Source organism: Nonomuraea salmonea (assembly GCF_042428605.1).
Lineage (GTDB): Bacteria > Actinomycetota > Actinomycetes > Streptosporangiales > Streptosporangiaceae > Nonomuraea > Nonomuraea salmonea.
Genome location: NZ_JBHMCF010000002.1, coordinates 268,241 through 276,361, shown reverse-complemented (window position 1 = coordinate 276,361; position 8,121 = coordinate 268,241). Strand labels below are relative to the sequence as shown.

Sequence of the window (8,121 nt, the reverse complement as noted above, 5' to 3'; positions counted from 1 at the left end):
ACAGATTCACTCAACCACACTGCGGCATCACGGGCATGAACTCTCGAATCGCCCTCTGAGATCGTGCAGGTGCCCTGGCCGCTTCAGGACAAGCGCGGGCACCTTGCACCTCGCGGTTCAGCTGATGGTGTATCGGGTGTGGTGACCCTCCATCCACGTCTCGTCGAGTTCCCGGCCGGTTACGCGCCCTACGAGAATCAGTGCCGACGTGATACATGTGGCCAATTGCGGGCTGTAGCCGTTCAGAGAGAGATCCAGCAGGTGGCTCCATTCTGGCGGCATGCTCTCGTACGCGTCGTCGACCATGTCGTCGTCTGGCAAGTCGTAGAGCGTCTCCTTCCAGGCGGAGTATTCATGCCAACCCGGCAATAGATCGGGATCGCTTTCCCAGGAGGCGTCTTGGATATCGAACTGGAGGCCGGTGGCGTAACTGTCGAGCGCGTGCGGGTCTTGACCCTTGCGTGCATCCGGCTTTGTCACGCCGAAGGCGGTGACGTAGTATCCGCCAACCGCATAGTAGATGTCGTGGACACCATCAACCGTCCAGGCGACCCGCAGAGCGCGACGATTTCCAGCCGATAAGGCGGGCAAAGCGTCGAACGGCGTTGGGTCGCCCACGATCTGCGTCCAGCTGTTGTTGATACTCCCCATCCATGCAAGACGGGTATTTTCGCCGATATCCAACCCTCTGGCCAGGTCTTCCCATTTGCACATGACTCCTGATGCGGGGTCCGCGCCGATCTGCGCGGCAACTTGGGCAAGGTCGGTGTTCTCCACCCACAGACCATGGAAAGACATCCCCATGCGGTACTTGTAGGCGAGGTGCCAAAGCCTCTCCGACTGTCTCATTCATTTTCTCCTGCTGGAAGGCGGCATTTCGGGGACGCCGCTCCGACGACGTCCCCGAAATAGGTCATTGAACCGCTACCCAGAACTTGTTGCCGAGCAGGACCCGGTACCTGGCATAGAACACTGCGAGATCGCCACCGGCAGTCGAGTTGTGCGTTCCCAGGACAGCCTGTACGGAGAAATTGTCCTTTCCGTACTGGGGGTGATCGTATGCGCCGCCTTCTTTTGTGGATGCGAATGGATATTCATCGCACTGTTGCCATTCGTCCTCGGGGGCGCCATTCTTTTTCCGGGGCCGATCGGCAAAAAACTCCTCACATACGAGGTTTTTGGCTTTTGTGTTCTGATTGTAACGGTTTGATTGGGAGTCGATTCGCGTGAGCGGATCTCGTTCGGGCGTGCCTTTGGGCGCATTCCAATTGCCTGGGATATGTTTTTGGACGGACTTGAAAGGCACTGTGTTCTCGGGTTGGGTGAAAGCTTTCTCGATATGTCGGGCGACCTGGCCGTAATCGAAGTTCCAAGGTCGCAGAACCAGAACGCGCTTGGCTGCGGAGAATATGCAGCTCCCCTTGTAGAACTCGAGTTTTCCGCCCATGGGTTGGTTGTCGCAACGGACTCTGGGTGCGGTCTCGCGGAGACGTTCAGGGTTCGCGTCCACCCACTTAGGATGTCCCCATCCCGGCAGTGTTTGCTTGTCGCCGCTGCCTGGATTCTTCGGGTTGTCGTAGGTAATCCATGGCTCAATGGTGCAGCGACTGGGGCCGCCATCCAAGGATCGGATGATGAATTCGTTGTCGCCGTTCCTGATCCATTTTTCGACGCGTTCGGTGCGGGTGGAGTCCCCATTGCGGTCAAGGTTGAAGCGACGACCATGCAATTCGTGCTCCCGCCCGCAACCTTGAGCTGTAGGGAGAGGGTCTTGTCGAGCGCAGCGTCATCTATGCCGTCTCCGCCGATCAGCTCTTCCAGGAAATTGCCGTCGGACCAGAAGTTGTCGACTCTGGTCCATACCTTGACGTTACGGGGATGCATAGTGCCGCCCCCAATAACTCCTGTTCCGCTGCTATCTCCCAGGTAAGAGTGCATGACCACAGTCCAGTCGAAGTTCAAGAAGTCGTCGATGTCTTTTACCGTCTTCTTGCACTGACATTTTTTATCGTACTTTTCCGTCTCCTCGTATATTGCGAACATGAGGTGGCGGCTCCAGCAGCTCGAGTATGTTACGACCTTGTCCCAGCCATCGGTGTTTGCATGGCTGTTCCCTGCTCGGGCGTCACGCTCGTCCTCGCACTTCTGCAGCGACATTCGCTCATAGTCGAACGCGGGCAAAGCCTGAGGGGTAGGAGCTCGCTCTGGAGTCCTCGGATTCGTAGAGGCATCAGCGATGGCTGCTGGAACGGTCAGTAGGTCGGATATGTCCTCCTCGCCTAAAGCTCTCTGGTATACACGGGCGTTGTCTATGGCCCCTCGCATCTCGGCTCCTAGGAGCATTTTCGTGGAGCCGTTCCATGCCGGGTAACTAATTGGTGTGGTCTTCAGCAGTTGGCCGTTGAGGTAGAGCGATGCCGACTTGGCAGCAGCATCGTATGTACCAGCGAGGTGGAACCACTCGTTGACGGGCGGCTCGACGTCGGAGAGTACACCTTCATGTACCGCGTCCGCCGTATCCGCGTTGGTCAACGTGAAGATTAGCCCGTGGTCTTGCGTATTACCCAAGCGGAACGGCGTTTGATGCGCCCCCCGCTGTTCGATGACGCTGTAGTTTCCTTCCTTGTCATCCCACTGCAGCCAAGCGGCCACCGAGAAGCTCTGGTCAGTGCGAATCACCGGTCCGGCGGTCTGGGCCAAGGGCTCCTCGCCGGGTTGGGTGACGTCGATGGCGAACGTCTGCCAGTCCGACCAGGCCGATGAGGTGTCGTCGGTGACCGCGCGCAGCCGCCAGCGCACCTTCCAGCCGTCGGCGAGTGCCCCCGCGGGGACGGTCACGCTCGTTTGGGCGCCGGAGGCGATCTCGTCCGAAGAGCCGGCCCAGATCTGGCCGCTGCCTTGACCGTCGGGGGCTGACGGGTCGTGCTCGATTTCGGCCTCCGCCCGGAGCGTCTGGCCGGTGGGGTGGGTGAGGGTGGCCTGCAGCGCTGGGGTGAGCGTGGTGGTCACCGTGACGCCGTCCGCCACCTTGGAGGGGGTGATGGCCAACGCGGTGGCGGTGGGTTTGGGCACATCGACGGTGAACGTCTGCCAGTCCGACCAGGCCGAGGTGGTGGTGGCCGAGACGGCGCGGGCGCGCCAGCGCACCTTCCATCCGTCGAACAGGGTGTCCGCCGGAACGGTGATGGTGGCCTGTGTCCCGGCCGGGACGTTGTCCGCGGTTCCGGTCCAGATCTGGCCGGTCCCCTGTTCGGCAGGGGCGGCCGGGTCGTGTTCGAGTTCGACTTCCGCCCGCAGCGGTTTGCCGGCCGGGTCGATGACCTGGGCGAGCAGCGACGGGGTGGGCGTGGGGGTGACGGTGGCACCGTCCACCTGCTCGGACGGGGTGACCTGCAGGGCGCCGACGGCCGGTTCGGAGACCGGGTCGGGTACGTCCACGGTCACCGCCTGCCATTCCGACCAGGGCGAGCCAACGGTGGTGGCGGTGTTGATCGCGCGGACGCGCCAGCGCACCTTCCACTCATCAGCGAGCTTGCCGTCGGGGATGATGACCGATGCCTGAGTGCTGGTGGCGACATCGTCCACCGTGCCGGTCCAGATCTGACCGCTGCCCTGCCCCGACGCGGTGGGGTCGTGTTCGACCTCGAACTCGGCCCGCAGTGGCTGGGCGGCCGGGTCGGTGACCGTCGCACGCATGGCCGGGGTCAGGCTGGTGGCCACCGTGACGCCATCTCTCACCTCGGATGGGGTGACTTGGAGGGCATCGACGGCCGGGTTGGGCACGTCCACCGTTGCCGTCTGCCAGTCCGACCACGCCGAGGTTGACGAGGTGGCGGCGTTGGCGGCGCGGGCGCGCCAGCGGATCTTCCAGCCGTCGGCGAGCTTGCCTGCGGGTACGCTTGTCGTCGCCTGGCTTCCCGACGCGACGGCGGCTGAGATGCCGGTCCAGATCTGGCCGGTTCCTTGCTCCGGGGCGGCCGGGTCGTGCTCGATCTCGAATTGCCCGGTGAGGTCGCCGCCGGCGGTGTCGGCGACGGTGACGGCCAGTTGCGGGGTGAGCGAGGTGGCGATCACCGTCCCGTCCGTGCTGGTGGCCGGGCTGATCTGCAACTCTGCCACAGTGGGCGTGGAGCCGAGCGTGTAGGTGACGTCCAACGTGGGTTTGTTGGTGGCGTTGAACGAGTCAAAGGCCCGGTCGTATGGCGGTCGGCCGTCGTCCAGCGTCTCATCCACGCCGCGCAGCATAAGCCCGTGGTTGGCGCTGCCGGCCGCCCACGCCTGAGCCATCGCGGCGAGGTTCCAGCTCATCGTGCCGGGCGCGCCGCAGGTGGCGGCGTCATTGGCGACGGATTCCCCGGCGGTGGTGGTGCCGGGCTGGTTTTCCCAGGTCAGCTCGACGTCGGTCCAGGCGGCGGTGATCCGTTGGGCCTTGATGCCGGATTGGGCGTCGCCGCACCCGACGGCGTCGGTGCGGCGCATGCTGAGCGTGGCCGCCGACACATTGACGTTGGCCAGGGTAGTGGTGTCGAACTTCAGGTAGGCACGCTCCACCAGCGGCGCCGGTTCGCCGTCGTCGTAGGTGCCCACCCACAGCGTCTTGTTGCGGTAGGTGCTCGACCCCGGGGTTCCGTAGTTGGAGATCCACACATCGGTCATATCCGGCAGGGTGACCGCCGCGGCCAGCGTCACCGGATAGGTCGTGCCCACGTCTGCCAGGAACTTCTGGTCCGGCTCGACCACCAGCTCCGTGCGGCCATCCACGTCGCATCGCCTACGAGAACGACCTCACGTTACTGGCTCCCCATACCAAGGCGTCGGCAGCACTGCTTGTACTTCCGTCCCGAGCGGCACCAGCATGGGGCGTTCCGCTCCGTCCGCCATGGCAGGTCTGTGGCATCCAAGGCCGCGTCCTCGAAGTACTCGCCGATCGGGTCGGCAAGGTCGGGGCGCTGAATCATGAGCTGGGCGAATGCGGTGAAGTCGGCATACAGGAGATGCAGCTTGGAGCCCTCGCTGGCGAGTTCGAGACCGGCCAGCTCGACGCGGGAGCGGTGATTGTCCCAGTCGGTTCCATACTTTTCGGCGATCTGCGGCCACCGCTGGGAGAGGCGGTCGAAGTCCTCACGGGGCCAGAACAGGGTGCGCGGATCGCCCTCTTTCTCATGCCAGTGGGCGTCCGGATCCGGCGCCGCGGGCGCGTCGGGGAAGCCCATATCGCGGCGGAGCCGGTCGATCGACCGTTGTAGCTGAGCGGCGGACAGAGCCTTGCCTTGCCTGGTCAGCCGCTCCTGGCCGCCGACCAGGATCTGCAAGGCGCCGGCCTGATCGCCGCTCTCGCCGAGCGCGTCAGCGTAAAGGTCATAGTCGGTCCAGTCCGCCAGCCCCTCCTTGACCACGCGGCGGAAGGTCGCGGAGGCATCCTCGGTCCGGCCTTGTTGGTGCAGGAGCGCGGCCAGCCGGGCCAACGGCTCCATGTTCCGCCGCCGGAGGTTTTCGGTGTCCGCTCGGCGTAGAAGCTCTATCGCCCGATCGACCTCGCCGTCCATCGCCAGGAAGTCGCAGGCCACCATCAGCGCGTACGGCCGATCGAAGTCCTCACCGCGAAGATCGGGGTCATCGACGGCTGCCAGCACTCGGGCCACTGCCGCATCCCGCTCGGCTCCGGAGAAGCGGCCCATGCCCAGATTGTCGATGTCGGCTTGGCTCACCAGGTTGTCGCTCGTCACCCGTACGAGCGTAGAGGCACCGCCACGGCCATCTGTCCGACTCCACTACGGGTGCTGTCTTGGCGGGTCAGAAGAGATACGGGTGGTCCCTGTTGGCTCTGATCTCCGTGGGGAACACAAGTTGGGCGCAAGGCATCGCCGTCTGGGCCGCTATCGTTCAGTCGCTCTCTGACAGCAACGCCGGGTTGTAGCCGTCTACCAGGCCGACCGGCTCGTCGACAGTGATCGTGAAGTCCCAGCCCTCATTCTGGATCGCCTGGCCGAGTTCGTTCCAGGTCATCTGCCGGCCGTCGACGACCACGGCCATCTCATCCGGGCTGCGCCAGATGATCCTGCCCCGTACTTCGCGGTCGGCGATGGTCATCTCGCCGGTGAACGGGCTGCGCCTCAGGTAGTGTCTGCCGATCTCGCGGCGGGCGCTCTCCCGCACATGGTCAAGGGCGCGCTGAGGATCGGCGTGAGGGTCGGCGAGCGCCCTGAAGGTATACCCGTCCTCGACGTCGACTTCCGTGAGCTCGGCGTCGATGCCGGTGGCGCCGTGAGTGAGGCGGTAGGCCAGGACATGTGGTCGTCCGTCCGGATCGACGAACCTCTCCGGTGGCGGAGGCGGCGTTAGCGGATCACGCCCCGTACGGTCACACATCCAGGAGTTCCAGCAGGCGTCGCAGAGCATGCCCACGGTGTTCAGGGAAATCCGGGCCGGACGTCCACACCAACTGCACTCTGCGTTTTCGGCAGCCACCCGTTGACCTTACGCCTGCGGGATGTCCCGGGCTCGTACTTCGAGATCGGCGAGGCGATACGCTCGCGGCTATGCCCTCCGTCGCCGAGAGCCCGGTGTTCACAGCCGCTCACGCCCTGGCCTCCTGGGTAGAGGGCGGTCGGGCGGTCACCCCATCGATCGCGATCAAACCGGCGCTGGTGCCCGATGCCGCGCTGGCGCTCGGTGTGGCGTGTCCGGTCAAGGTCCGACGCCTCAGCGATGTGCCGGAACTGCAGCGGGCTTGGCTGACCGCGGTGGCGGCAGGACTGGTCACGATCGAGGGCTCGCGTGCCGTTCGGGCCGAACCCGCGCCAGCGCTTGACACCGAGGCCTGGTATGCAGCCTTGGAGCAGGTGATCGCGGCGCAGTTCACGGACCCCTGCGGGGTGGACTCGCGGATCTGCTGCCTGGTCATGCTGGACCTGCTGGCGGAGGACGCGCCGCCGCTGGGCGGGGCGCTGCGCGCGGCGGTGGAGCAGGGGATGCGGCAGCGTGGTGATTGGGACTGGCGCTTCGTCGGGCTGGCCGATCGGCATCCCGTCGACCACCTGCTGACAATCCTGGTCGCATTCGGTGTGGTCGACGACCGGTTGATGGTCACGGAGCTGGGCGAACACGCTCGCAAAGAGCTGGCGGAACGGTTGCCGCCGCCGATCACCGCAGATCTGAGCGCGGATGAGGTACTGCGCAGGATCGCTACAGCCCCGCCGGAGGAGGTGCCGGAGTTGCTGTGGCGGTGGCGGATCGCGGATGTCCAACCGGGCTCCCGCAAGCTGGTCGATCGGCTCCCCGAACTGTTGCGGGCGGCGGCTGAGGCGTCCCCAGCCGGACGGCTCAGTGTTGTCGAGGTCGTGGCCGAGCGTGGTGGTGCCGGGGAGTTGTGGCAGGCGGTGCGTGACCTGCCTCTACTGGGACCGCATGCCCGCTGGTGGTTGGATGCGGAGATTGAAGGGGATCGGGAGTGGCGGGCGGTTGACTATGCGCTGGCGGCGCTTGATCGCTATGGGGTGACTGACGCTCGGTACGTTCTGCTGGACATGATGGGCGGCGACCTCCATGAAGGAGTTGGGGGCAGTGGGCACCCGGAAGCGGGTCGGCTCCTGGTCGTCCTGCCACGGACGGCGCCGGCGATTCCTGGCTACCAGCTCAAGATCTCCGTCGCTGGGGTGTGGCGGCGGGTGCTGGTTCCGGAGAACTATTCGCTGGGTGATCTGCACCGGGTTATTCAGAGATTGTTCGGCTGGTCGGATGAGCACCTTCATGTGTTCAGGGTCGGCAAGCGTCGCTTCAGCGACCCCTTCCGGCCGTTGGAGGAGTGCGGGGACGAAGACCTGTGCCGGTTGAACCGGGTGCTGCCCGCACCGCGATCGGTGCTGCGGTACACCTACGATCTCGGTGATTGCTGGGAGCACGAGATTCTCCTGGAGAGGGTGGTCGCCGACGAACTCGCTGCCCCGATCTGTGTGGACGGCCGCGGCGACAACCCGATCGAGGACTACAACCCGGAGTACCCCGAAGAGTTGATGCCCTTCGACCGGGATGCCATCAACCGGGCGCTGGCAAGACCGACTCTGGCGGGTGAGGGCGATGACGAGTGACCGGGCACGGACCGCGATGCCGGCTCAGGCTTCC

General features: G+C 64.7%; 5 protein-coding genes and 1 pseudogene. 1 reads left to right on the top strand and 5 read right to left on the bottom strand.

From position 1 onward, the window contains the following. Nucleotides 1-117 precede the first annotated feature (117 nt). The 5 genes and pseudogenes from ACFFR3_RS01225 to ACFFR3_RS01205 form a co-directional block, all read right to left on the bottom strand. Entirely contained in the window at nt 118-849 is a 732-nt protein-coding gene (locus ACFFR3_RS01225; RefSeq protein WP_364370731.1) for a hypothetical protein, read from the bottom strand. 64 nt (nt 850-913) lie between these two features. After that, complete coding sequence (locus ACFFR3_RS01220) at nt 914-1,447, bottom strand: NucA/NucB deoxyribonuclease domain-containing protein (protein ID WP_364371195.1); 534 nt, start codon at nt 1,445-1,447, stop codon at nt 914-916. Nucleotides 1,448-2,274: 827 nt separating this feature from the next. Next, a pseudogene (locus tag ACFFR3_RS01215) lies at nt 2,275-4,689 on the bottom strand (DNRLRE domain-containing protein); the annotation flags it as partial. Nucleotides 4,690-4,790: 101 nt separating this feature from the next. Further along, a complete protein-coding gene (locus ACFFR3_RS01210) occupies nt 4,791-5,726 on the bottom strand; it encodes an SEC-C metal-binding domain-containing protein (RefSeq protein WP_364370734.1) in 936 nt (311 codons plus the stop codon). 157 nt (nt 5,727-5,883) lie between these two features. Continuing rightward, the gene (locus ACFFR3_RS01205) at nt 5,884-6,468 is read right to left on the bottom strand and encodes a DUF7713 domain-containing protein (RefSeq protein ID WP_379482457.1); all 585 of its coding nucleotides are present in this window, start codon (nt 6,466-6,468) and stop codon (nt 5,884-5,886) included. Between the two features lie 71 nt (nt 6,469-6,539). Here ACFFR3_RS01205 and ACFFR3_RS01200 point away from each other — a divergent pair, with 71 nt between their 5' ends. Next, a complete protein-coding gene (locus ACFFR3_RS01200) occupies nt 6,540-8,087 on the top strand; it encodes a plasmid pRiA4b ORF-3 family protein (protein ID WP_364370741.1) in 1,548 nt (515 codons plus the stop codon). Nucleotides 8,088-8,121 lie beyond the last annotated feature (34 nt).